General features: G+C 52.6%; 17 protein-coding genes. 7 read left to right on the top strand and 10 right to left on the bottom strand.

Going from position 1 to position 24,159, the window contains the following annotated elements; genetic code table 11:
• Positions 1-30 precede the first annotated feature (30 nt).
• Positions 31-2,421: a TonB-dependent receptor gene (locus P2W70_RS23915; RefSeq protein ID WP_276484065.1), complete on the bottom strand. Its 2,391-nt coding sequence runs from the start codon at positions 2,419-2,421 to the stop codon at positions 31-33.
• A 343-nt stretch (positions 2,422-2,764) separates the two neighbouring features.
• Between P2W70_RS23915 and P2W70_RS23910 the strand changes: the two genes are divergently transcribed.
• On the top strand, positions 2,765-3,595 hold the full coding sequence (locus P2W70_RS23910; protein WP_276484064.1) for a glycosyltransferase family 2 protein: 831 nt from the start codon (positions 2,765-2,767) through the stop codon (positions 3,593-3,595).
• An 87-nt stretch (positions 3,596-3,682) separates the two neighbouring features.
• On the opposite strand, the gene P2W70_RS23905 is transcribed toward P2W70_RS23910, so the two are convergent.
• Positions 3,683-4,639 (bottom strand): hypothetical protein, encoded by a 957-nt coding sequence (locus tag P2W70_RS23905; protein WP_276484063.1) that lies wholly within the window; start codon positions 4,637-4,639, stop codon positions 3,683-3,685.
• A 74-nt stretch (positions 4,640-4,713) separates the two neighbouring features.
• Here P2W70_RS23905 and P2W70_RS23900 point away from each other — a divergent pair, with 74 nt between their 5' ends.
• Positions 4,714-5,475 (top strand): glycosyltransferase family 2 protein, encoded by a 762-nt coding sequence (locus tag P2W70_RS23900; RefSeq protein ID WP_276484062.1) that lies wholly within the window; start codon positions 4,714-4,716, stop codon positions 5,473-5,475.
• Between the two features lie 9 nt (positions 5,476-5,484).
• On the opposite strand, the gene P2W70_RS23895 is transcribed toward P2W70_RS23900, so the two are convergent.
• Positions 5,485-6,420 (bottom strand): glycosyltransferase family protein, encoded by a 936-nt coding sequence (locus P2W70_RS23895; RefSeq protein WP_276484061.1) that lies wholly within the window; start codon positions 6,418-6,420, stop codon positions 5,485-5,487.
• Between the two features lie 93 nt (positions 6,421-6,513).
• Here P2W70_RS23895 and P2W70_RS23890 point away from each other — a divergent pair, with 93 nt between their 5' ends.
• On the top strand, positions 6,514-7,629 hold the full coding sequence (locus P2W70_RS23890; RefSeq protein WP_276484060.1) for a glycosyltransferase family 2 protein: 1,116 nt from the start codon (positions 6,514-6,516) through the stop codon (positions 7,627-7,629).
• A 10-nt stretch (positions 7,630-7,639) separates the two neighbouring features.
• On the opposite strand, the gene P2W70_RS23885 is transcribed toward P2W70_RS23890, so the two are convergent.
• Both P2W70_RS23885 and P2W70_RS23880 read right to left on the bottom strand, forming a co-directional pair.
• Positions 7,640-8,308, bottom strand: a complete 669-nt coding sequence (locus tag P2W70_RS23885; RefSeq protein ID WP_276484059.1) for a hypothetical protein — start codon at positions 8,306-8,308, stop codon at positions 7,640-7,642.
• Between the two features lie 31 nt (positions 8,309-8,339).
• Entirely contained in the window at positions 8,340-9,320 is a 981-nt protein-coding gene (locus P2W70_RS23880) for a glycosyltransferase (RefSeq protein WP_276484058.1), read from the bottom strand.
• Positions 9,321-9,772: 452 nt separating this feature from the next.
• On the opposite strand from P2W70_RS23880, the gene P2W70_RS23875 reads away from it, so the two are divergent.
• The 3 genes from P2W70_RS23875 (at position 9,773) to P2W70_RS23865 (ending at position 13,739) form a co-directional block, all read left to right on the top strand.
• Positions 9,773-12,328 carry a TonB-dependent receptor gene (locus P2W70_RS23875; protein ID WP_276484057.1) on the top strand — a complete coding sequence of 852 codons (2,556 nt, stop codon included), beginning with the start codon at positions 9,773-9,775 and terminating at the stop codon, positions 12,326-12,328.
• Positions 12,329-12,592: 264 nt separating this feature from the next.
• The gene (locus P2W70_RS23870) at positions 12,593-13,147 is read left to right on the top strand and encodes a hypothetical protein (RefSeq protein ID WP_276484056.1); all 555 of its coding nucleotides are present in this window, start codon (positions 12,593-12,595) and stop codon (positions 13,145-13,147) included.
• A gap of 34 nt (positions 13,148-13,181) precedes the next feature.
• Complete coding sequence (locus P2W70_RS23865) at positions 13,182-13,739, top strand: hypothetical protein (RefSeq protein ID WP_276484055.1); 558 nt, start codon at positions 13,182-13,184, stop codon at positions 13,737-13,739.
• Here the strand turns inward: P2W70_RS23865 and P2W70_RS23860 are convergent.
• Positions 13,725-14,741 (bottom strand): glycosyltransferase, encoded by a 1,017-nt coding sequence (locus P2W70_RS23860; protein ID WP_276484054.1) that lies wholly within the window; start codon positions 14,739-14,741, stop codon positions 13,725-13,727. The genes P2W70_RS23865 and P2W70_RS23860 overlap by 15 nt on opposite strands.
• A gap of 52 nt (positions 14,742-14,793) precedes the next feature.
• On the opposite strand from P2W70_RS23860, the gene P2W70_RS23855 reads away from it, so the two are divergent.
• Positions 14,794-16,650, top strand: a complete 1,857-nt coding sequence (locus tag P2W70_RS23855; RefSeq protein WP_276484053.1) for an ABC transporter ATP-binding protein — start codon at positions 14,794-14,796, stop codon at positions 16,648-16,650.
• A gap of 14 nt (positions 16,651-16,664) precedes the next feature.
• Here the strand turns inward: P2W70_RS23855 and P2W70_RS23850 are convergent, their stop codons facing one another.
• The 4 genes from P2W70_RS23850 to P2W70_RS23835 form a co-directional block, all read right to left on the bottom strand.
• Positions 16,665-18,734, bottom strand: a complete 2,070-nt coding sequence (locus P2W70_RS23850) for an SIR2 family protein (RefSeq protein WP_276484052.1) — start codon at positions 18,732-18,734, stop codon at positions 16,665-16,667.
• A gap of 50 nt (positions 18,735-18,784) precedes the next feature.
• Complete coding sequence (locus tag P2W70_RS23845) at positions 18,785-19,210, bottom strand: response regulator (protein WP_276484051.1); 426 nt, start codon at positions 19,208-19,210, stop codon at positions 18,785-18,787.
• A 20-nt stretch (positions 19,211-19,230) separates the two neighbouring features.
• Positions 19,231-22,617: an ATP-binding protein gene (locus P2W70_RS23840; RefSeq protein ID WP_276484050.1), complete on the bottom strand. Its 3,387-nt coding sequence runs from the start codon at positions 22,615-22,617 to the stop codon at positions 19,231-19,233.
• A gap of 97 nt (positions 22,618-22,714) precedes the next feature.
• A complete protein-coding gene (locus P2W70_RS23835) occupies positions 22,715-24,157 on the bottom strand; it encodes an alpha/beta fold hydrolase (protein ID WP_276484049.1) in 1,443 nt (480 codons plus the stop codon).
• Positions 24,158-24,159: the final 2 nt, after the last annotated feature.

Genomic DNA, 24,159 nt, shown 5'->3' with positions numbered 1-24,159 from the left:
GGGGCCGTGGTTGGTTGTTTGCGGTTATTACTAAAATCTGTAAGCGATGCTGAAACGAGCAGTTCTGGGGGCTTCTGCCTGCCAGTAGTAGGCGCTCAGCCAGTCGTAATAGCTACCGGTGTAAAGATATTTGTCGAGTACGTTGAATACGTTCACGTTCAGGCGGAGGCGATCTCTTTCATAGAAGATACCTGCATCGAGCTTGAAGTAATCGGGCAGTTCCATCGCACTGGGTTTAGTGGTCCACTCGGCAGTAGCACGATCTACCAGCCAGGAGAAGCCGCCCGTAAAGCCGAGACCTTTGAATACTCCTTTGGAGAGTTTATAGTTGACCCAGCTGTTCACAGTGTGCTTAGCGAAACCAGGCACTACGTCGCCGGTTTTGTACACACCGCCTTGTGCTACTTCGGTAAACTTGCTATCGGTATATGCGTAGTTGGCTACCACGTTCAGGTTTTTGATGATGGTACCGCGCAGGTCAAACTCTATACCTTGTGCTTTCTTCTGACCGATCACCACGCTGTAGTTCTCATTGGCGCCATTGTTGGGGTCGCCGGTGAGCTCATTGTTTTTCATGATGCGGTAGATAGAAGCGGTGGTATTCCAGCGGCCGTTGAACCAGTCGCGTTTGATACCAAACTCCAGGTTGGCACCGGTAATGGGGCGGATCTTGTCGTTGTTGCGGGTATGACCAGCCTGGGGTACAAATGCTTCATCATACAATCCATATACGCTGGTGTTCCTGTCCAGGTTTACGCTCAGGCCTACACGGGGTGTAACGCGCTTGGCTTCTTCCGGATCGCCACCAAAATTGATCTGGCTTACGTAGGTATAGCGACCCGCCAGGGTAAGGCGAACTCTGTTGTCGAAGAAACCCAGTTCATCCGATACATAGAGGCCGGTGTATTTCTGCGAGATATCGCCGCCAATGGCGATCGCTCTTGTTTTCAAGGGCTGGCTACGATCCCATACGGGGTAACCGTTGCCGGGGTAACCATAATTGGGGTTGAGTGGATCAAATTCGCCACCTGCGGTGTCGAGTGCATGCGACTGTGACCAGTCGGCATAATATTCTTTGTTGCCCATATCGAGTCCGGCGAGGATGCGGTGCTGGATACGGCCGGTTTGTACGGTACCGTTTACGAATGCCTGGGCGAGGGTCATTTCGCTTTGTGCATCCCAAAGCCCGGTGCTGCGGATCACTTTGCCGTCGGCAGCTACTGAAGAAGGCCACATACTGGTACCTGCCTGGTTGTAGTTGTAGTAAGCGGCCTGGGCGGTCAGTTTCCAATCGGCGCTCAGGTCGTGCTGGATGTTTACGGTGAAGCTGTGGTCATTTATCTTCGTGGGTTCCAGACCAGGCTGCATGAAGGTGGTGTTGCGGGGATACTGGGCAAAACCATCTGGTCCGAATACGTAGAATGAACCAACGTCGCTCATGCGGGCGTTCTGGTACACATATTCTGCGGTGATCTTGGTCTTGTCATCTACCTGGTAAGAAATTACGGGTGCCAGGGTGTAGCGGTCATTGTATTCGAAGTTGCGGAATGACTTTTTGTTTTGTGCGGCGAGGTTGAGGCGGTACAGTAGGCGACCGTCCTTGCTCAGCTTGCCGTCGAAGTCGAGGTTGGCGCGGTAGAGGCCAAAGCTACCTACGGTGATGCCTGCTTCGCCTTTGGTTTGGCCGGTTGGTTTCTTGGTCACTACGTTGTACATACCGCTGGGATCGCCATTGGCAAGCATAAAGCCGGCAGGACCCTTTACGAACTCGATGTGGTCGACGATGCTCATGTCTTCGGTAAGCGGACCCCAGAAGGAGCTTACGACGTTGAAGCCATTGCGGAATGCCTGTATCTGTGATCCACGCATGTGGATATTGGTATAAAGATCTCCCCAATGCTCGAGACGAACGGCGCCGCTGATGTTGCGTACCACACCGTCACTCATGCTGATGATTTGCTGATCGGCGAGGTTGGCGCTGGTCACTACCTGTATGTTTTGCGGAGCTTCGAGCAATGGTTCGTTGAGGCGCAGGGAAGCGGAACCCTGACGGGCATTGTAGCCACCTTTGCTGGTACGTACGATCACTTCCTGCAACTCCTGGTTGGATACCTGCAGGGAGAGATTTACCGTAATGGTCTTGTTTTCTTCTACGGTCACGTTGTGGAGTGCGCTTTCATAACCAACAAGGGTAGCTTCCAACTGGTAGCTGCCGGGCTTCACACCTCTCATGTGGAAATTCCCTTCTTCGTCGGAGGTCACTGTTTTCTTCGTGCCTTTCAGCAATACCGTTACCCAGGAGGCGGGGCGGTTGTCGCTGGAGGTGATATGTCCTTTAATGGAGCCTGTACCTTGTTGAGCTAATACGGGCGCAGCGAAGAACAGGATGCTGGCCAGTAAAATAGCGGAGTAGCGTTTCATGTGATTCTTCAGTTTTTAATCTGGGCGCAAGGTAGTCCCCGGTATAAAATGACCGGGGCCGTGACCGGGAAAAACCGTTTACGCAAACCGGAAAATATGCGACGCTACCGGGAAATTGCCCTCCCGGCTGGTATCACATTGGTTTACTGATATATATCAAAATCGCTCTTTTTGACCATTTTAAGGATAGTATTTTAATATAAAACTTCGTAAGTATAATAATATTCAGTAATTTAAGGTTGGCCGTCCAATCCGTCCCGCGACAACTTCCTGTCCGTTCCTGCCCCATTCCTATCGACTTGTTTGCCCCCATCTCTGAGCCGTCTTTACTAATCCATTTTTCATGCATAATGATACCTCGGTAGGTATCCTGGTCTCTACCTATAACTGGCCAGGAGCGCTCAAGACCTTGTTGCACAGTATTTTGGAACAAACGCGGCTACCCAATGAGATCCTCATTGCCGACGATGGCAGTACCGTCGCTACCCGCAAGCTGGTCGACTGGTGTCGTCCGCTCTTCAAGATCCCCATCACTTATACCTGGCAGGAAGATCAGGGATTTCGTAAGAGCCTTATTCTCAATAAGGTTATGAAGGAAGCAACGGCCGATTACATCATTCAGATCGACGGTGATATCGTGCTGCATCCGCGCTTTATTGAAGACCACCTGCAGCAGGCGCGCGAGAGGATGTTTGTGCAGGGCAGCCGGGTGATCCTCAATCCCCGCACCACGGCCAACGTATTGGCGGGCGCCGTCAAGCAGCTGCATTGTTTTTCCCGCGGCGTTTCCAACCGTTTCAATGCCATTCGTTTTCCACCATTGTCACCGCTGATCAGATCCAATCCCAACAGTTCGGCCAATATCAAGGCCTGTAACCTGGCTTTCTGGCGCAAGGACTATATCGCCATTAATGGATATGATAATGATTTTCAAGGCTGGGGTTGGGAGGATTGCGAGTTTGCTGCCCGCCTAATTCACTCGGGGGTACTCAAAAAAAGGGTGAAGCTGGCGGCCATCTGCTATCATCTCCATCATGATTACAATGCCCGTTTTCACCTGAGTGAGAATGAAAAGAAGTATATCGACACCATCAGTTGTAAACAAGCTGCCTGTATCAATGGGCTCAGCCAGGTGCCGGTCGTGGCAGCAGATTCAAATACCTCGATCGCCTGAGGAAGCGTCTTTGTTACGGGAAGCAGGGAGTTGTCTACAGTGTAGCCCTATTGAGGGTGGAATGCCGATGGGCATCAAGCCCGTTGGCTATGGGTGTTCGGGTTTGTTCTTGCTTATCCATGCTTTCAACCATCTCTTAAAACGACGCTTGGGTTTGTTGTAGATGCGCCAGCGTTCGATGAGGTTGTGTTCTTTCTGCAGAAAATAATAATCGGCGGATGGTTCGGGTATCATGTGCTCCGGATGGATGATGGTATCGATCTCTCCGACCGGTAGATTGGCGTGGTGGTTATCGGCGTGGTGGGTATGTGTAGCATGCTGACCAAACCCGATATTGCTGATGAGGTTGGTGTTGGGGGTGATGCAGTAGGCCTTTTCGAAGAAGGTGAGAAAGTTTAACTGGTGATCCCAGGTATCGATAGCGCCTGATTGCAACTGTTGAAAGTTGAGTGTCCAGTCTTCGGTCAGCAACCGGTCGTTGTACAGGGGTTGTAGTATGGCTGGTACATCTGCAGCTTTGAACCGTTGCAGATCGCGATCATATTTTTCCCATACCCTTCGCCAGCTGGCCCATCCCCAGATATTGTTGTAGTGTGAATAATAGTAGGTGGCATCGCCCCATTGACGTCCGTTTTGCAGGTTGGTGCCGGTGATGGTGTGTATGCGTTCATCGTTGCGGTATGTATCGAGCAGTGCATCGCAGAAGGAAAAGAAGCTGATGGCGGGCAGGCAATCATCTTCGAGTATGATGCCTTCTGCTTCGTGGTGGAAGAACCAGGTGATGGCATCGGATACGGCTATGCGGCAACCCCGGTGTTCATCGAGCAGGCGTGTCTGGACCTCGCAATCCCAGTCGACCTGTTGTACAATGGCACGGGCCTGTTGACATAGCTGCACATCCTGCTCGTTGCCCGGTCGCGGCGCGTCGGCGGCGATGTACAGCCGGGCTGGTTTTACCTGCCGGATGCGGTCAAACACCAGGGCGCCTTTGTCGGGCCGGTTGAAAATCAACAACAAAACGGGCGATTGAACGGTGTATGCCATGCTGTATCCGGTAAGGTGCGAAACGCTGCTTAAAAATAAGTTTTTTAACATTACAATTTTCGTTAACATAGGGTATGAATACTCCCGCTATGCATTACCCATCGGCTCCCCGGGTCAGTATCGTGATCGCCTGTTTCAATGCCGGCGATCAATTGGCAGCCTGTTTGTCGTCGATTAGGGCGTTGGGCATCGCCGATCTGGAGGTGGTGGTGGTTGATGGTGGCAGCCAGGATCATACGCTGCAGGTATTGCAACAGGAGCATGTGTTGTCGCTGCAATGGGTCAGCGAGCCCGACCGGGGTATTTATGATGCCTTGAATAAAGGGGTACGGTTGGCGCGCGGTACCTGGATCCATTTCCTCGGCACGGATGACCGGTTGTTGCCCGACTTCAAACAGATGGTAGCCTTGCTACAGGATGACGATACGCTCTACTACGGCAATAGCCAACCGGCTTACCGCGACCGGGTACGACCCAGTTATGAATTGCTGGGCGGTCCCTTCAGCAAATACCGCATCGCGAAGTACTGTGTCAATCACCAGGCTATTCTTTATCCCGCCCGAATATTTCAACAATACCAATACGACCCGCAATACCGCATCTTTGCGGACTATGCACTTAATATCCGCCTATGGGGCGATCCGCAGGTAAAGCGTTCCTGGCAACCACTGGATATCGTGCAGTACAACATGACGGGTTTCTCCTCCTTACATACTGATCGGCTTTTCAAACAAGACAAGCCAGCACTGGTGCGTGCCCATCTTGGCTGGTGGGTATACATGCGTTTCCGTTGGAAGAAGTTTCGCAAGAAAGTATATGGCGAACCCAATTGGTAACCGCTGCGCTTATTTTCTCCCCATGAGTTTATTGAAGACCGAACCCTGACTGCGTTTGCGGTCATACACGCAAGCGATTGTCCGGTATTTCTCGTGTCCGGCATTTTGCAGGGCACGTGCATACTCCTGGTAAATGAACAACAGGTCGGGGCGTTGTGCCAGGGTATACCGGTTGTACCGGGCAAAGGGCAACTCGATCTTGTCGATGTTGAATGAGCTGAAGTGGAAGAAGCGCAGGGGATGGGTATTGTTGACAAGTTGTTGCATGCCCTGGGTAGTCAGGGTACGTTCGTGCAGGTTCCAGGGCGCCATATTGAGCCCGGGATCTTGTAGTATGTGCACGCCTTTGAAAAAGAGGGGTACAAAGTTGACGGGCAGCTGATCTACAAAGATGCCATTGTAGACATCGATGTAACCTTGCTGGTAGGTACGTTCTTTCCACCAGTCGAGGAACCGGTATACTTCGTCATGAGCGCGTACGGCGAGGAAACCCAGGTTGTAAAGGCCAAAATTGAGGAAGACGGATTCTGCCGGTTGTTTTCCATCGAGTGGGATGGGAGTGTAGATATGGGGGGTAAGGAGGATGTTGGCTTCGTGGAGTGCAGTATCCAGGTTGTTGAGCGAATCGAATACCTGGATATCGGGATCGAGGTAGATGACGGTGTCGAAGCCACGTTCCTGCAAGAGGTATTGAAAGGCTTTGGGTTTGATGCAGGTATTGAGTTCGATGATATTGTATTTGGCGGCCAGGTCGTTGATGAGGGGCTCTATGTCTTTGATAGGAATGACTTCGTCGGCGACGGTGCTGTAGTCGATGTCGGGGTGCTTTTCGTCGCAGAGAATGAGCAGGAAGGTGGTACCCGTATCGTGCTGCCCGAGTGAGCGGCCCAGGGTGGCGGCATAGGCTAGGTAGTTGTTAGAGCAGATGGTAAAATAAGCTTTCATGGTGCTGCCTTTGTTCGGATATTGTTTTACATTAGAGAATCAAAGCTTTGCCCGCAAATGCCTGGCCAGCTATACTGATCAACGGATTTCGCTATGAAGATAAGCATAGATGTGGTGATTCCCTCTTTCAGGCCGGCAATTGACTACCTGCTTTCGATCTTACAGTTGAAACGTCCTGCCAATACGGTGATGAAGTTCTTCCTCATCATCGATGATCCATTGGTCAAGCTTCCTCCGGAATTAGTGGCTATAAGTAATCAGGAGGATGTGTCGTTGGTACGCAACGAGCAGAACCTGGGTGCACCGGCGAGTCGCAATAAAGGGATCGATATGGGCACTGGAGACTGGATCTTGTTGCTCGATGATGATGTGCATGTGCCGGTCGATCTGCTCGAGATCTATGCTGCGGCTATCATGCAGCACCCTACCGCCACCGGTTTTATAGGCTTGGTGGAATTGCCACCGGCTTCGAAAGCCTTTACGCAGGCTATCTGTGCGACGGGTGCCATGGATATTTTTACCATTGCGCGGCGGCAGAAGGAGTATGCCTGGGGTGCTACCGCCAACCTGCTCATCAGCCGCCACGCGTTGGGGACCGACCGCTTTTCGCTGCGCTACCCGGCGGCGGGGGGCGGTGAAGATGTGGACCTGCTGTTGCGCGTGCGGGAAAAACAGGGTGGCGTCAATTATCAATGCCTGCCCGCCGCCGCCGTGACGCATCCCTGGTGGGCGGAAGAGAAACCGATGTATCGCCGTACGTTCCGCTACGGTGTCGGCAACAGTTGGCTGGGGCAGTTGAATCCACGGTATACCTATCGCGACTTCTTCAATACTCCGGAGGTGTTGTTCCTGGCCTTGCTGGCACTGGTGCCGCTGTTTATATTCAAGCTTGTTGCTTTGTGTGCCTGGTTGTTCTTTGTGGGGGGCGTATTGTTGATCGAAGTATTGGCCACGACCATCCAGGCGTTGAAGCGCTCGCAGGTGATCAGTATTGCCATGCTGTGGTACGTGATCCTGTTGCGGTGGGTGTATGAATGCGGTGTGTTGTGGGGAAATCTGAAACGCGGCCGGTTGACGGGCCTGGGCGAACGGTTTCACGATGACGGCCGCGTGCAGCGTATCTTCTTTTATCGACTCAACACACGCAAGACCATCAAGTGGATCTTGTATCCGGTGTTGATCTACTGTACGCTTTATTACTTCCTGTAGCAGTCCTTGCTCACGATACTTTCTTCCAGGGCCATTTGTAGCCATAGAATGATCCCTTAATGAGTTGTTTGGATTTGATCACGAACCGGTCGGCGAGGTCGAAGCGGGAGAAGAAGGCGTGGTACACCAGATTATTGTACGTGGTACCCGGACCGAAATCAGTGTGTGTAGGATGAAAGAGTTTCCATTCCTTTTTCTCGATGTGGGTGGGCCACCAATAGTTGACATGGCCACCGCGCTGCTCAATCACGGCGGTGAGGTTTTGTCCGGCGTCCATGGTGTCGGTCATGCGCATGTCGGGGTAATCGAGTTCGCGCAGGTAGGCCGTGGATATGCCAAAGAAGAAAGGACCGATATATAGATTCTCTCCATTGCCCAGGTGGTTGGCTGTCTGCGCCGCGCCGACGATGCTGCGTGGCTGCTGCAGGTCGCGCAGGAGGCGCGGCAACCATTGTTTGCTGACGGGCACACAATCAATATCAAAGAAGATCAGGTAGTCGGTGTCTTTTTCTGTGCGACAGATATGATTGAGAAAGTCGCCGTGTTCGAAATCTTCCCGCACGACCTGGTGTACTGTTTGTCCGAAATAGCGGAAGACCGCCTTTTGGTAACGTGGTACCTTGGGGTTTACATTGCCTTTGTAGAAAGAAAAGATCTTGTAGCGTGGTGTGGTTGCCATGTTGTGGGTGGTGGTTGTTGGTGTGGTACGGTTACAGGCGGTAGAGGAATCTTTTGATGGGCGTACGTATGGGGTGTGGGTTCCAGCTGAGCGGGGTGGTATAAAACAAGGTTTGCTGTTCTTCTTCCAGCAGTCTGTTGATAAGTTTCCAGCGAGACAATACTATGCGCAATGGGGTGAGGGCCATCAGGCGCCAGCGGTTCTTGTGGTAGTTGCGTCGATAGAAGCGCAGGGCATGGTCGTATTCCTGTAATACGATGCCTGCCTGCCCGATACCGTCCATCAGTTGTTCGCGGTAGGGGATCGTCAACCGTTCCTGCGGGATGAAATGTTGCAGGCTGAGGCGTTCATCATAATAGAGCTGGTGGCCTCTCAATAATAATCTTTTGCAATATTCAAAGTCGTCGCCGGTGCTGAGGGTGGCACCCTGTCGTCCCCCCAGCAGGGAGGGGTAGCGGGGGTGGTACATTTCCTGGAAGAGGTGGCGACGGGTGATGAGTCCGGCGCCGAGTATGAATCCCCGGTGGCTGATATCGCCGGTCGCGGAGGCGGGTGTGCCCAAGGCATACTTGTCGCGGTAGCTATCGAACCAGTCGGGCCAGGTGTCTGCATCGCTGGTGGGCTCGTTGCTACCGCCTGCGGCGCCGATATTGTCTATGCTGTTCATTACTTCATAGGCCACAGCCACATAATCTTTGGCCAGCCAGTTATCATCGTCGCAGAAGATGATACAATCGTAGCGGGCAGTGGCTACGCCTTTTTTACGGGCTTGTTGTTGTCCGGGCTCAGCTTCCTGCACGACGTGAAGGCTGGCGGGAGCGCCGAGCGATTGCCAGATGCCGGCGGCAAAGGAGCCGGTGTTGTCGGTGGAGGCATTGTCGACCAGTACGATCTCCCAGGGCAGGTCGATCGGTGTTCGTTGGGCAGCGAGGTGCTGCAGCGTTGGTACGATGCGGGCCTCGCTGTTGTAACAACAGATGATGACGGAAACGCCGGTCCTGGTATCGATCATGATCCGGGTGGTTTCCTTAAAACTACAAAATATTGGGTGGAATTATGAAAACGGGAGCTGTAAAGCTCCATGTAATAAATGGTGGGACGGCTTGTTGATCAGGGAATGAAGTCTTCTTCAAAAAGCAAGGCTTCTGTACGCTGCCGTAGTATTTTTTTTCGAAGCCGCCTGAATGAATAATAAAATAGGGAGAATAGTACAACCAAACCAGCTATGCAGCTGTATAATAGCTGGTTGTTCACCTGCTCCGAAATGATGCCTAGCTCCATGGCTGTTATAATTACCCACTAAATTAGTGGACTTAAATCAAAACCTCAAATATATTACCTACTAAATTAGTAGACTATACTAATTCTGTACTATCTTTATTCTGCCGGGAGAGCTATACCCACTATATAATAACGTTCCTGGTCATAAACTAACTACTAATAAATGCATTAACCACCTATTGTATGAGAAAGTTGTTCTTCCTTGTTTTACCCCTCTTTATACTGGTACAGCGCGTTGCCGCCCAACAGCAGACGCTTTCGGGTATTGTGAAAGATAGTACCGGTCTGCCCGTTGCCGGGGCCACCCTTTGGATCAAGGGTTCCAATTCGAATGCCATTGCTGATGATAAAGGTCAGTTTAGCATTGCTGTTAAAAAACAACCTCCATTTCTATTGCGTATCACGTCGGTAGGATTCAAGCCGCACGATATCGAGATCACTTCACTGTCTGCCGATGCGCTGCATGTAGTGCTGGCCCGTGATAATCACCTGACGGAAGTGGTGATCACCTCGCGTCGCCGGTTGGAGACGGCGCAGGATGTGCCCATTCCTATTTCGGTAGTGGGTGGCGCGCAGGTAGAAGCTACCGGTGCTTTCAATGTAAACCGTTTGAAAGAACTGGTGCCTACGGTGCAATTGTATTCTTCCAACCCCCGCAATACCACGCTCAATGTACGTGGCCTGGGTTCTACCTTCGGCCTCACCAATGATGGTATCGATCCTGGTGTGGGCTTCTATGTAGACGGTGTGTATTTTGCCCGTCCGGCTGCTACCACCCTCGACTTTATCGATGTAGAGCAGATCGAGGTATTGCGTGGTCCACAGGGTACGTTGTTTGGTAAGAATACCACAGCCGGTGCTTTCAACATCACCACGCGCAAGCCTTCCTTTACACCTGGCGCTACTTTCGAAGCGAGCTATGGTAATTATGGGTATGTGCAGGCCAAGGCTTCCGTAACCGGTGGATTAATCGCTAAAAAGCTGGCTGCCCGGTTGTCGTTTTCGGGTACACAGCGGGATGGCTTGATCTACAATGTCTCTACACAGAAATATACCAATGACCTCAACAACCTGGGTGTACGCGGCCAATTGCTCTTTACGCCCAGCGACAAAGTGAGCATTACAGCAGCAGGTGATCTGTCGCGCCAAAAGCCCGATGGTTATGCACAGGTGGTAGCGGGTGTGGTAACCACGCAACGTGCTGCTTACCGCCAGTTTGAGAACATCATCAAAGACCTCAACTATAATTTGCCCAGCCGCAATCCATTCGACCGGCTGATCGATCACAACACCACCTGGCGTTCGGGCAATGAGCTCGGCGGCGCTTCGGTCAATATCGATATCAAACTCGGTAAAGGTACCCTGACCTCTACTACCGCCTGGCGCTACTGGAACTGGGACCCATCCAATGACCGTGATTTTACCGGTCTGTCTGTGCTGCAATTGTCGCAGGCTACTTCTAAGCACCAGTCATGGACGCAGGAGGTGCGTTATGCGGGTAATTTCTCCCGCCGATTGAGTGGTGTGATCGGTGTATTCGGTATTCAGCAAGACCTGAAGACCGATCCGGTGCATATTGAAGAGTCGGGCGATGCGCAATGGCGTTTCTCGCAAAGTACCACCAGCGATAAATGGAAGACGCCCGGCCTGTTCGATGGCTTTGGTATTAAAACCAAGTCGCGGCTGCAAACCACCGGTGCTGCGATCTTCGCCCAGGTTGACTGGTCGATCACCGATGAGTTGCATGTCCTACCCGGTCTGCGTTTCAATTACGACAAGAAAAAAGTGAACTACGACCGGCAGACCTATGGTGGTTTGGAAACCACCGATGCGAGCCTGATCGCTTTGAAGAACCTGGTGTATACGGCCCAGGCGTTCGATACGGAGGTGGATGAGAACAACCTGTCGGGACAGATCACATTGGCGTATAAAGCCAATAGCAAGCTGAATGCCTTTGCTACTTTTTCTACCAGCTATAAGCCGGTAGGTGTAAACCTGGGTGGTTTGCCAACTGCCAATGGTAAAACGATGATCGAGCTGGCGCAGATCAAGCCGGAGTATGTGACACATTATGAGTTTGGTGTAAAAACCCGGCCATTTGCCAATGCTACTGCGAATATTACCTTCCACCATACCGACGTAGAGGATTACCAGGCGCAGGTGCAAACGGCCGAAGTAGGTGTAAACCGCGGCTACCTGGCCAATGCGGAGAAAGTACGTGTATGGGGCGTAGAGTTTGATGCCAATGTATCGGTGGGTAAGTACCTGTCGCTGTATGGTGCCCTCGCGTACACCGAAGGGGAGTATGTTTCTTTCAAGAATGCGCCTGTGCCGCTGGAAGAAACCGGTGCCGCCAATGCCTTTAAAGATATCTCCGGTGGCGACTTGCCCGGTATCTCCAAATGGGCTGGTTCATTGGGTGGTGAGATCACTACGGGCGATAGTAAGTTCCTTGGACTGGGTGGCAAGTTCTTCCTGGGCGCCGACAGCTATTTTCGTTCTGATTTCTCTTCCAGCCCTTCGCCTTCCAAATACCTGAACATTCCCGGTTATGCGCTCATCAACGGACGACTTGGTTTCCGAGCCATCAATGGATTGTCGTTGTTTGTATGGGGCCGCAACATCGGCAACCGGAATTATTTCGAGCAATTGTTGCCGGCGGCGGGTAATGCCGGTCATTATGCGGCGGTGCTGGGTGATCAGCGCACATATGGTGTAACGATCCGTTATTCTTTGTAGACTTATTCGTTTCCTTTCGGAAGCACGAGATATTATTCTTTAGCAGGTTTTCTGTGTTGTTTGTTTAGTAGCTGCCTGTGCTGGTCGATGCCTCCGGTGTCGACTGGTACGGGCAGTTTTCTTTTATGCGGGCGGGAGTTTTGGTTGCGTGGGTTATGCCAATAGCCTGTTAAAACGCTGTTGTCGAATTCTTAATGTTGATTCCGGCTATTGCTTTGTGTTGGTAAACAGGGCAGATTTGTTGGTATAACCAATCTGTGCGGTATGTATAAATATTTACTCTTCTCTTTTTGTCTATTCTTTGCGGCGGTGCCGGCACGTAGCCAGGAAGTATTGCTCAGTGCCGTGGAAATGTTTTCTATAGAGCCTGGACGTATTTTGAGGCATGAAGCTAAACTCATTGGGAGCATAGGTTATTTTTGGATCGATGTGGTGAAGGTAAGCGATATTCGGGGTGATACCAGTCGAAAGGCCATCAGGGTATGGGCGCGCAACAATGAACCAAATGAGCAATGGGCATTAAATTTCGATCCGGTGGAAGCTTACGGTGTACTGAACCTGCTGGAACATTGTCAGCGGACGTATCCGCAAACCGGAAAGGGGGCTCAGACCATCGTGTATACCACTTCCAATAGCCTGCACGCTTCTATTACCTTGCCAGAACGGGATAAGGCTTCCTGGGGTGTCATTCATTTCCGGCAGTTCTATGCTTACTCCAATGTGGAGGTGCCACGACGCATTACCTCCGCGCCTTACCGGGATCTCGATAAACTCGTTGAACTCTGGAAGCAAGCCCTGGAAACGTTGAAAGAGCTGTAGCAGCGAAAGCTTTTATCATTTAACCATACTATATATGCCTATTCTTTTACTATTGTTCTCGTTGGTTATGGCCAGGGCCGTGCAAGGCCAATCCGAGCAGGACCGTATGAGTCTGTTGAGCCGCTATGAAAAGTTTGCTGCCACACCAGGGCGTGTGACGGCTGTTAACAAACAATATATCGGCAAGGTGAAAACCTGGCGGGTAGAAGTGCGTAAGGTGACTGATGTGAAAACGGACTCTTCCCTGTTGGGACTCAGTTTGTTCTTTAATGAACAGGGTCTTCGTTATTCTTTCTTTCTCGACGCGGATGAGTTGCCTGCTATACTTGATTTGTTGCGTTATGGGCAACGGATGGTGGAGGGTAGTATCGGGGATAAGACCAATGTGGATGTCATTGCAGCAAATGGCGTGCATGTATCCTGTTTTTATCATGCTGGTCTGTACATCAAGGGTTGGTACCTGGTGTGCCGTCAGGTGTATCCTGGTACCAATATCAAGGCCTATGAAGATTCGTTGGAAATACCTGGTAAGGAAATAGAAAAGATGATCGTTTTGATTCAGCACGCGCAGGCTGCTTTAGCCCAATTGTAAATACCGAATGATGCTGCGTACCGGACGGGGCAGGGGATGGCCTACTGCCTGCCAGATGCCGGCTTGCTGACCCAGCCAGGTGGCGAGGGCAAACTGCCGCTGCGGGGTGCGACGGAGGCTAACGGCAATGGCTTTTTTGACTGCCTGGCGACTGAACTTTGTGGCGGGGATCTGCTGCCGACCGATGTTCATTGCCTGCTCCGGGAATACCTGCAACAGGCAGGTCGCATAACACAGGCTGGTGCCGAATGCCAGCCGCTTGAGGTAGGCTGTATTGGCGCGATTGCCGGTGATCATATGGGTGAGTTGCAGTAATGGACTGCTGCCGGCCGCATATCCTGCTGCGATGCAAAGCAGTACCATTTGTGTGTCTTCACCACTGGTGAGCCGCTGACCAGTGCGGCCAGCCAATGTGAACTCGCCGAGGTGTGCGCGTACCACATATTCTTTCAACAAGGCTGTTTTTGTACATAGGCCCGTGCCAAAGGGATAGCAAGCTTCCCAATTGGGTAAACTGGCGAACTGTGTACGCCGGGTGTGCTTTTCCTGAAAGGCGATGCGTGCATAGGCTTCGAGGCCGGGGTCTATGCCATCAACAAAGTCGACGGAGACGTGACCTGGCCCCCAGGCTGCTACTTCGGGATATTGTTCCTGCAATATTTGCAATTGCTGCAGGTAGTCGGGCGCTGGTTCGTTGTCGTAGTCGAAGTAGACGGTATGGACACCCTGCGCTTTTTCGATAGCAGCCATGCGGGCAAACTGTACGCCTTGCCGGGCAACCAGGAGGGTTTGCCAATGCGCGTGTTCGGCGATCATGGTCTGTACGATCGGTAGCTGGTGGACGGGTTGCTGACTGTTGTTGTCGACAATGATCACTTCGGTAGTGATATCGTGGGTGTCGAGCCGGGCTACGGCGGTGAGGCAGCGTGCCAGCAGGCGTTCATCGGGATTCCAGGTGCAGATGACGAGGGTGTACTGTATGGTGGTGTTATAAGCTTGCACGGTATCTATACGATTGATTAAAAATAGGTCTTAAATCAGTATCTTCAGTAATATGAAGACCTATTTCCGGTTATTGTCTTTTGCGCGGCCCATGGCGCGCTATGCGATTCCCTATATTCTCTTCACTTTGTTGGCGGTTATTTTCAGTACGCTCAACCTGGCGTTGGTGGCGCCGTTGCTGAGCACTTTGTTTAACCAGCCTAATAGTCGGGAAATGCCCCCCAGACCGGAACATTTCTTCGATATATTCAAGGCTTTTAACTATTACGCAGCGCAGGCTACCCAGCATTATCCCATCTTTACCATCCTGCAAATGATCTGCGGGGTCATCATTGTTTCGGTTTTACTAGGTAATTTGTTTCGCTACCTGTCGGAGCGGACGATGGAAAACCTGCGTATCCATACGTTGCTCAACCTGCGCAAGGCGGTATTCCAAAATGTCATGAACCTGCACCTGGGGTATTTCAGCAATGAACGGAAGGGTGATATCATGTCGAAGATATCGGCAGATGTGCAGGTGGTACAGTATTCGGTGACGGGTACGCTGCAGGTTGTGTTTAAGGAACCGCTGACACTGATCGTGTACCTCATCACGTTGTTTATCATTTCATATAAGCTGACACTGGTATCCATTCTCGTGATCCCGCTGGCGGGCTGGATCATTTCGAAGATCGTGCGCAAGCTCAAGGAGCAGGCGATCGCTTCGCACCAGTCGTATGCTGCTATGATCAGTTACCTGGATGAAGCGTTGCACGGCATCCGGGTGATCAAGGCTTTTAACGCAGTAGGGTTTATTACCGGGCGGTTCAATGCGGAGAATGAACGGTATTCTTCCATCATCCGATCTATGGCGAAGCGGCAGCAGCTGGCGTCGCCGGTATCGGAGTTTATGGGTATTCTCATGGTGGCCGGTATCGTGTTGTACGGTGGATCGCTGGTGCTTTCCAATAACAGTGGGTTGAATGCGGCAAACTTTATAGCCTATATCGCTTTGTTTTCGCAGGTGATGCGGCCGGCGAAAGCGATCTCTGCCTCTTTCTCGCAGATCCATTCGGGCATTGCTGCCGGTGAGCGGGTGCTGGCCCTCATCGATGAAAAGCCACAGATTGCCGATGCGCCGAATGCAGTGCCGGTACCGGGTTTCCGGGAGGGTATTGAATTGCGCGATGTGACTTTTGCCTACCAGGAAAAAGAAGTACTGCACAACGTGAGCTTTACGATCCCCAAGGGACAAACCATTGCGTTGGTGGGGCATTCTGGTGGTGGCAAATCGACCGTGATGGATTTGTTGCCGCGGTTTATTCAACCCGGGAGCGGTGAGGTATTGATCGATGGGGTGAATATTCAGCGTTACACGATTGCGTCCTTGCGTTCGCTGATGGGCATCGTGAACCAGGAGTCGATCCTGTTCAACGATACCATCTACAACAATATCGCTTTTGGTTTGCCGGAAGTACGCCGGGAGGCGGTAGAAGCAGCGGCTCGGATCGCCAATGCGCATGACTTTATACTGGCTACACCGGATGGCTACCATACCAATATCGGTGACAAGGGCGTGAAGTTGTCGGGTGGTCAGCGGCAGCGTATCTGTATTGCCCGGGCTGTGCTGATGAACCCGCCGATCATGTTGCTGGATGAGGCGACGTCGGCGTTGGATACCGCTTCGGAGAAGCTAGTGCAGGAGGCGCTCAACAACCTGATGAAGAACAGGACCTCGCTGATCATTGCGCACCGCTTAAGTACCATTCAACATGCCGACAAGATCATTGTGCTGGAGCATGGGCAGGTGGTGGAAGAGGGTTCGCACCAGGAATTGTTGTTGCGTAACGGCGTGTACCGTCAATTGATCGATATGCAAAGCTTTTTGGTGACGCCGGTGGATGAGCCCAGCGTGCAGCCGGGCGTGTGAGCAGGTGACTCTCTTTATCCCTCCGTTTGTTTTTTCATCACAGCTACCAATGCTTCTACTTCTTCGGCCAATCCCAGTTGCTGGCAGGTACTGCGATAATGCGCGGTATTGCGCTCCTGCCTTGTCAGCTCGGCCCGGAAGACGGCATCGGCAAACCAGGATATGACCTGTTCGCGGGGGGCGGTCGTGTAGTTGCCGAGCAACAGCGCACCATGAAAGCAGTATTCCGGTTCATAGGCTGCGACCCTTCTGATATAATCTCCACTTACTTTTTCGTCGATCTGCTGGAACAGGGTCAGCAGAAATTGTTTGCTGACCGCTTCTGTGGCAAAACCCAGCAATAGTATTTTAAGGTATTCTACCATCGATTCCATGTACTGCGGTATCCTGTTGAGGGCTTCAAATCCTTTTTGTGCCTGTTGTATGTATTGCAGGGCTTCTGTAAACTGTTTGTCCCTGCGGGCGGCCATCGCCATTACCAGGGCGCTATGGGCCAGCAAATGCGGTTCATGGTATTTTTCTGCGAGGCGGCGTGCTTTCTCCATATCATCTTTAGCCGAGGCCTGTACTTCTGGATGCTCCAGTTGCAATTTCATCATGGCACGGCGGCAAAGCAATTGTGCCAGGCGTGGTTCATCGCAGGCGGCTTCCATTTCATTGATGGCATAGTGCAGGAACCCAACGTTTTCCAGTTCGCCGTAAATGAGTGCAAACCAGGAGTAGTAATAGATGATATCTGCCATTTCCGTAGGGGAGGGCTCTCTCCGAAAATAGGGACCCAGGCCTTTGGGGAAGGTCGAGAAAAGGATTGGGTTGCCGAGAAAGGTTTGGGCGAGGGCAATGAGGCCAGGAGTTTCGGGCGAGGTGTTTTGCTGGTGCTTGAGGTTCATCTTCGCCGGGTTGGTAAATAGTTCCTCGAGCCCTGCGGGTTGATCGCCGATGGTGGATTGGGTGATCAGTACGCCTGCGCTGGCGGCTCTTTCTACTTTGTCCTGGAAATTGAATACATAGGAGCGACCATGGTTAAGCAGGAAGCGGGACAGGGCTTCTCCTGCATAATCCTGCTCGTAACGGCTGTGCCAGGCTTTGTCGTAGATGTAGCGGGCGCTTACTTCATCGCCGTACGATTCTGCGAGTGCGGTGAGCATGTTGATGGCGTCCATGGGTTCGAGTGTTGCGACCTTTTCCTGCAACTTTTCGCGGATGGGCGTGGCTGGTTGATCTCCTCCTGTAAAAGGCTGGAAGGGCGTGCGGGTTGTTTGCAATTGCTGTTCGAACCAGGTGGCAGCATCGATGGTTTGCGTAGTTGCCTTGTGTCCGTATTGATCGATGATGGCCTGCATGCCCGGACGTATATCGCTGCCGGGGCGGTTGAGGTAAGTAAATCCTTTGCCGGTGGGGGCGGCATCCCAGAAGCCGAGGTAGTTCTTGTCATCATCGAAGTCGGCGCCGGAGAAGCCTGCAAACAATAACTGATGTTGTTGCATGAGCTGGTTGAGTGCAGTCTGCAATGCCTTTGCCCGGCCTTTGAGCCGCTGCTGACGCGTATCGATGAGGGAGGCAGGGTCGGTGCAGGAACCGTGTATCTTGATGATGGCCATCGGGGCTGCCTCGTTGTGGAGGGCGAGTTTATTGAAACCTGCTTCGTCGTAGTAAGCTTCGTAGGGTATGCTGGCGGCTTCGAAGGCACGTTCGAAGTTGCGGTCGAAGTTGGTGGTGACGACGGCTTTGATGGTGCCTGTTTTTGCCAGTAGTGCGGTGTAGTAATGAATGGCATTGTAGGCATCGGCGTCTACGGCGCTCAGCAGTTCGAAGTAACGAATACCTGTGCGCTCGGCCATGAGCTGTGCCTGGTAGTCGGGCGGAAACTGGTTGCTGTCGCGGTGGCCGCGGATGGCGCCGAGGATCTTGTCGCGCCAGGCGTCTTTGATGCCGTATTGTGGCAGTCTGTCCCACAGGGTGTCGAGGATGGCATCGTTGAGGGCGTTCCAGCCAGGTAAGGAGGCTGGTGGGGCCATGGAGGCGCCTGCGCCTGCAAATAGTACAAATCCTTCGTTGCCTGTTGTTGTATGGGTGGTTGCCATGGTTGCCGTTTTAAGGAGTTCTGCGAACGGCAAAAATACGAACTATGGCATTAGGCTGTCAACTGGTGTATGGAGTCTCGGAGTTGTTGTTCGTTGGTTTGGCTGAGAAGCTGGCGGAGTATGTTTTTGAGCTCCTGGTAGTCGGCTGGTTTGGTGATGAAGCCGAGGGCGCCGAGTTTGGCAGCGATATCGCGGTCACGTTTGGCGGCGGAGGTGGAATAGATGATGACGGGGATGTTTTTGTTGGCAGGGTTCTCTTTGAGTTCGGTGAGGCATTGCCACCCGTTCATGCCTGGCATATTGATGTCCAGAAAGATAATATCCGGTTTGGTACTGTGTTGATCCAGGTGCTCGAGTGCCTGCCGGCCGTCGGCTGCGGCATAACAGGTCACTGTGTCGTCAATCTCCTGAAGTGCTTCGACAAACAGTTCGGCGTCATCCGTATCATCATCGACCAATAGAAGGGTGTTGTACATTTTTTATTGGAAAAAAAGGGTTAGTGGCTGTTGGGTGTATGTACGGGCAATATTATGTAAAATTCTGCTCCTTGCTGTTGTTTTCCTGTTGCTTTTATGGTGCCATGATGTCTTTCTACAATCTTTTTGCAGAGGGCGAGTCCGAGGCCTGTGCCTTCATAGCTGTTGACCGGGTTGAGTCGTGCAAATGTTTCAAAGATGCGGTCGGCGTATTGGGCATCGAACCCGATGCCGTTGTCGGTAACGGAGATGTGGGCTTCGCTGCTGCCGTCCAATCCAACGATCTGTGCTTTGATGCTGATATGCGGCTTGCCGGTGGTCTTTGCAAATTTGAGTGCATTTTGTACGAGGTTGTAAAAGAGCTGGTGGATCAAGGTGGAGTTGCCCTGTATGACGGGGAGGGTATTGGTTTCGATGGTGGCGTCTTTTTGCTGTATCAGTAATTCGAGGTCGCTTTCCACCAGTCGAATGATGTTGTTGAGGTCGATGGACTGATTGGGCTGTTCGTTGTTGCTGATGGCAGAATAACTGAGAATGCCTTCAATGACGGCGATCATTCGATCGGAGGCGTTTAGTAATTTGTCGAGGAAGACTTGTCCTTTCTCCGGTATATCATGGCTGTATTCATCCTGTAACCGTTTACCGAAGGTCCTGATCTTCCGCACCGGTTCTTTGAGGTCGTGGCTGGCGACATGGGCAAACTGCAACAGGTCGTCATTACTCCGTTGCAGTTCACGGGTACGTTGGCGTACCGCCGCTTCGAGCTTTTCGGTGTTCTCGGCTGCTTTTTTACTGGCCGCTACCTTATCGGTCACTTCATAGGCGTGCAACATAAGGTCGGTCACCGTGCCTTGGCCGTTGGTAATGGGATGAATGACGAAATCATAATAGCGGTCGTGGGCTTCGAATGCTTCGGTGTGTATCTGGGTACCATTGATGTAGGCTTTGGTGAGCAAGGCCTGAAACCGTTGGGCATCTGCCGGCGTGCAGTTTTCTTCGATCGAACGGCCGATGAGTTGCTCTTCGGTACGATGGAATAGTTGCTGATACTGTGGGTTGGCCAGTGTATAGACGAATGCAGGGGCTTGTAAGATGGCGATAGCTGCCGGCGCCTGCATGAAGAAATTGCGCAATAATTTTTCTGTTTCGCGGCGGCTTTCTGCCATACGGATGTGGGCTTCTACTTTGGCGACGAGTTCGCGTGCGGAGAAGGGTTTGACGAGGTAGTCATCGGCCCCGGTTTGCATGCCTTCGATCTTGGCTTCTTCGCCGGCGCGGGCGGAGAGGAAGATGACGGGGATGCTGCGCGTATGGGTGAAGCTGCGTATTTTCTTAAGCAGGCCCAGTCCATCGAGGCGAGGCATCATGATGTCGGAAACGATGAGGTCTGGTTGATGCTGAATGATCTTGTGCCAGGCATCTTCTCCATCGTTGGCGGTAATGACCTGAAACTGATCACACAACAAGCGCTGTACGTATTCGCGCATGTCGGCATTGTCGTCGGCGAGCAATACTTTGGGTGGTGTGAGCTGCAGGTTGTGAACGGGCGATTTTGCCGGCTGTGCCGACAGCGGTTGAGCCGTCATTATTTCCTCGTGGTTCCATTTCCCGGCTTCTTCCACAAAGGCCGCTGAATGTTGCGAGAGCCGGTTGACAGGTGCTTCGGTGATCCTGTCGGGATGCAGGTGTTGTTTACCGGCAGGTATATATACGGTGAATGTCGATCCTTTGTCTTTTTCGCTCCACACCTGTATGTTGCCTTGGTGCAGTCGTACGAGTTCTTTTACCATGGCGAGGCCGATGCCGGTGCCTTCCTGGCTGCGGCCGCCGGTGTTTTCAACGCGGTAAAAGCGGTCGAATATTTTATCGAGCTGATCGGCTTCTATGCCGATGCCCTGGTCGGTGACGGATACCTGTACATTGCCGTTGACGGCTTTCACTGCTACGATGATCTTTCCGTCGTTGCTGTATTTAAAGGCATTGGAGATGAGGTTGAGGATGATGCGTTCCCACATGTCGAGGTCGACATATACAGCTGCTTCTATGGGTTCGATCGAGACTTCCAGGCTCATGCCTGCTTTTTCGATGGCCGAGCGGAAGGTGCCGGCCAGTTCGGCGGTGATCAGGCCGATGTCGACGCGGGTGAACCGCCCTTCGATGCGGCCTGCTTCAATGCGGGAGAACTCGAGCAGGGTATTCACGAGTTTCTGCATGCGCAGGGCGTTGCGGTGGGCGAGTGCCACGCGTTCGCGATTGTGTGGGAGAGTGGTTGGGTCACGGAGTATTTCTTCCATGGGGCCCATCAATAAGGTGAGTGGTGTACGGAACTCGTGGCTGATGTTGGAGAAGAAGGTGGTTTTGGCGCGGTCGATCTCGGCGAGGGCGGCAGTGCGTTTTCTTTCTTCTTCGAGGGCGTGCACGTTGGCAAAACTGCTGGTGACCTGGTCGGCCAGCAGGCTGAGGAAGGAGCTGTATTTGTCGTCGTACAGGCGGTGTGGATTCTGACCAACGATGAGTATGCCGTAGGGTTCTGTGGCACCTGCCTGCTGAATGGGCAGGAGGATGGCCTGGGGAGGCGGCAGTTTCCAGGCGCCGGTGGGCAGGGGACCGATGATGGATTCAGGTTGTTCAAGCTGTTGGGGTTTGCGGGACAGTAGTCCGTCTCGCATAAGGTTGGGGAGTTTATTCCCCGAACTTAATGAAATATTTTCCGGCAGGGTGTGGTTTGCCAGGGCGGGCAGTGAGGTGCGCGCCAGGGATGCCTGATCGCCTGCGATGGTATAGAAGGCGGAAAAAGTAATGTCGTGCGGGTTGCAATCCAGCGCCTTGAACATTCTATCGATCACTTCCTGGTTGGTGGTGCATTCGGCGAGGTGGGCGCCCAGTAGCGACAGTGTTTTGAGTTGCCGGTCGCCGATGATGCGATCTGTATCGTCGGTATTGGCGCAGAAGATGCCTTCTGTGCGGCCTTCGTCGCCCGGAATGGGCGTATAAGAATACGTGTAATAGGTTTCTTCCGGATAGCCGTTGCGGTGCATGATAAGCAGCTGCGACTCGAAATAGGAGCCTTCGTTTTGCTCCATGGCTTTACGGGCGATTGGCCCCGCTGTTTCCCATATATCCTTCCAAACCTGGGAGGCGGGAGTGCCGAGTGCCCAGGGGTGTTTACCCCGTACAATCTCTTTATAAGCGTCATTGTACAGTTTGATCAATTGTGGTCCCCAGCCGATCCACATGGGTTGGCGGGAGGTGAGCATGATGCGGACGCAGGTGCGCAGGCTTTGCGGCCAGGTATGCACGGGGCCGAGGGGGGTACCCGCCCAATTGAAGGCACGGATGCGTTCTCCCATTTCGCCGCCGCCGGCGAGGAATTCAGGAACCATTTCGGTCATAGAGGTCTGCTGCATGTGGGTGGGATATACAATGTCGTGCCAGGCCGACAAGCCCCCAAATTTACAAGCTCTCGTCAATATGTCCGATAGTGGTTTTCTTGTATGCGGTCGATTATTCTATACGTACTTCTTTGATGGGCGACACCAGTTTTTGATAGGGGTTTTCCAGGAATGATTTAAGGAAGTCGACCCCATTGACATAATAGCGGGCACCGTGTCCGTTGTCGTGAACGATCATCACCTGGGCGTTGGGCATGGTGTGCTGAATGATGCGATTGTAGTAGGGCCGGCACCAGGGATCTGCATCTCCCGCTACGATGAGTGCCGGCACATTGGAATAAACGGGTGTTTTCGCGACGGGTGGTTCGGGCTGCACTTTCCAGCAATCGCAGATGGGATGATCGACGTTGTTGAATGCATAGCCTTTGAACCAGGGTAGGATGTCGTCTTGTTTTTTAATCAATGTTTTATTGGCATAGGCGATCTGTTCGGTGCAATACATACTGTACCGCATGCCTTCGGAAAGACTGTTGTCGTTGCCGAAAACCTGGTCTAGCTGACCGCGTACGTGTGCGGTATGGCGACCTTCGATCAGGTCGAGCATCAGGGCAGCGACGGTGCGCATCTGGCGGTTGTTCATGCGGTCTTTGAGGGCATCGAGCAATTCCTTTTTGGTATAGTAGGTGGTGAAGCTATCGGTGGTGCCGGGCGCGGCATAGCGGAGGGGGAACCGCTTGCCGGTGATGTTGGTGAAATAATCGTGTAAGCGCTGGCGCAGGTTGTTGTAGCGGGCGTCGTGCGTAGAGTCGGTTTCAACATCGGTGAATATCGTGTTGACGGCTTCGTTGAAGTTGAACTGGGCATGCTCTTCATAATTGACGAATCCCGGTAGGGGCGAGTTTAACAGCAATACGCGTACGGCTTCCGGATGATTGCGGGCGACGGTAAGCATGAGGCCGCCGCTGTAGGAGATGCCCATCAGGTTGAGGGAATCGACGCCCAGTATTTTGCGGAGGTCGTTGATATCGGCCGCACTCTCCATGGTATTGTAGGCGGAGAGGTCGATGCCCTGACGGGTGAGGCGCTGGCGGCATTGGGTAACGGCGAGGGCTACCAGGCTATCGCGATTTCGGTTCTCCTTATAAGCGCGTTGACGGGCCAGGGGTACTTCGGGGCAGTCGAGGCAGGGCTGGGCGAGCCGGGTGCCGCGCTGGTCCATGAAAATGACGCCGCCAAAGTTGAACCATTCGGAGTTGTACCGGATGCTGTCGAAATTGGCGAGGGTGGAATAGCCGGGTCCGCCGGTGGTGAAAAGGGTAATGTTCTTTTTGGCATCTTGTTGGGGTTGGCGCACGAATACAAATGGTATTTTGATGGTGCGGCCGTTGGGCTTTTGCCGGTTTTCTGGTACCACCAGGTTGCCGTAACGGGCGATGAGCCCGCTGGCAATCTTCACGAGTGGGGTGTCGGAGGCAATGTAGGGTGTGTAGGGTTGGGCATGGGCCGTTGTGGCGATCAGGACGGCCAACAGGTACAATAGATTACGGGGTGTCATGG

It is taken from the genome of Paraflavitalea pollutisoli, from assembly GCF_029360705.1.
GTDB classification, from domain to species: domain Bacteria; phylum Bacteroidota; class Bacteroidia; order Chitinophagales; family Chitinophagaceae; genus Paraflavitalea; species Paraflavitalea pollutisoli.
Note: the sequence above shows the minus strand (reverse complement) of the source record. Positions and strands in the feature narration are given on the sequence as shown.